This window comes from Azospirillum sp. OGB3 (assembly GCF_014192915.1).
Lineage (GTDB): Bacteria > Pseudomonadota > Alphaproteobacteria > Azospirillales > Azospirillaceae > Azospirillum.
This window is the reverse complement of sequence record NZ_JACHYN010000066.1, coordinates 1-1,544: the sequence shown is the minus strand read 5'-3', so window position 1 is coordinate 1,544 and position 1,544 is coordinate 1. Positions and strand designations below refer to the sequence as shown.

At 66.3% G+C, this 1,544-nt stretch carries 1 protein-coding gene; it reads left to right on the top strand.

Annotation, left to right across the window (positions count from 1 at the left end):
* Positions 1-198 precede the first annotated feature (198 nt).
* The gene (locus FHW79_RS32275) at positions 199-1,464 is read left to right on the top strand and encodes a transposase (RefSeq protein ID WP_348984343.1); all 1,266 of its coding nucleotides are present in this window, start codon (positions 199-201) and stop codon (positions 1,462-1,464) included.
* Positions 1,465-1,544 lie beyond the last annotated feature (80 nt).

Here is a 1,544-nt window from a genome sequence, read left to right as displayed (position 1 = left end):
TTCGACTTTGCGCATTTGGGGACACTTGTCCTGTCCTGCGCGGGCGTCGCAATACCGTCGGCGAAAGGTTGTTGGCTGGTCAACGTCCGACGACACCGCAGGTGCCCCATGCCACGCCCAGCCGTCTCTCTTCCCCAAACCTTCGTAGCTTGGCTGTGGCCCTATCTGGATGCATTTTCGGGGCGCACCCGCTCTACGGTGGCGGCGCTCGCGGTCGGTGCGGTGCTGGCGGTTGGTCCCCGCACCGTGGCCAACCTGCTCCGCGCCCTCGGCTTGGCGGACGATCCCGGCTTCGCCGCTTTTCACCGCGTACTCAACCGGAATCGCTGGTCGGGGCTGAAGCTCGCACGCACCCTGCTGAACGCCCTGGTCAACGCCTTCGTCCCGGACGGCCCGATCGTCATCGGTGTCGACCATACTCTTGAACGGCGCAGGGGAGCCCGTGTTCGCCCAGCAAGCCATTGCTTCGACTCCGTCCGGTCCTCGACGGAGCAGACGGTCACCAGCCGCGGATTGCGCTGGATGACCGCCATGCTGCTGGTCGAGGTTCCGTTCGCCGGCCGTATCTGGGGGCTGCCGGTGCTGAGCGCGCTGGTGCCGAGCCGCGCCTGGTGCGAGGCACAGGGCCGGCACTATCGGCCGACCACCGTCTGGGCACGGGGCATCCTGCTGCGTCTCCACCGCTGGCTGCCGGATCGCCTGCTGGTCGCCGTCATGGATGGCGAATTCGCCGCACTGACCCTGCTCGACGCCGTCAGCCCGCACATGGTCGCGATCACTCGGCTGCGCCTGGATGCCCGCCTGTTCGATCCGCCACCAGACCCGCCCTTGACCTTGCGGCAGATAATGAAAGGCGCCCGCCAACCCAGCTTGCGGGCCCGTCTGACCGACAAGGTTACCGTCTGGCACCGGGCGGCTCAACCAAGCCGAACCCGGTGGCGCCCCGGCGGCTGGATCGACTATGCCTCCGGAACGGCGCTGTGGCACCACCAGGGCAAGCCGATCGTGCCCATCCTCTGGGTGATGGTGCGCTATCCCGATGGCCGGCGCGATCCGGAAGCTCTTCTGTGCACCGACCTGTCGGTGTCGCCACGCACCGTCCTGGAATGGTTCAACCGCCGCTGGGCAATGGAGACGACGTATGAGGAGAGCCGTGCTCATCTCGGCATCGAGACCCAGCGACAGTGGGCAGACCCGGCGGTATTCCGAACCGCCCCACTGCTGTTCGGGCTTTACTCGTTGATCACGCTGTACGTCCATCAGAATGCCGGCCGCCTCGCTCTGTCGCCCCGGCGCGCCATCTGGTATCCGAAACCAGCGCCGACTTTCGCCGATGCCTTGGCCCGTCTGCGCCAGCACCTGTGGTTCGAACAGGCCGCCATGTCGCCCGCTGAAGGCGACATGCTCAGATCGCCGCCATCGTTCCTTCGACGGCTCGTCGACGTCGCCTGCTACGCGCCGTAATCCCCGTCACCCCGCACCATTGCTGAACTTGTGAACCGCCTCCTAACCGAGACGGCAGTCCTGAAATGCGCAAAGTCGAA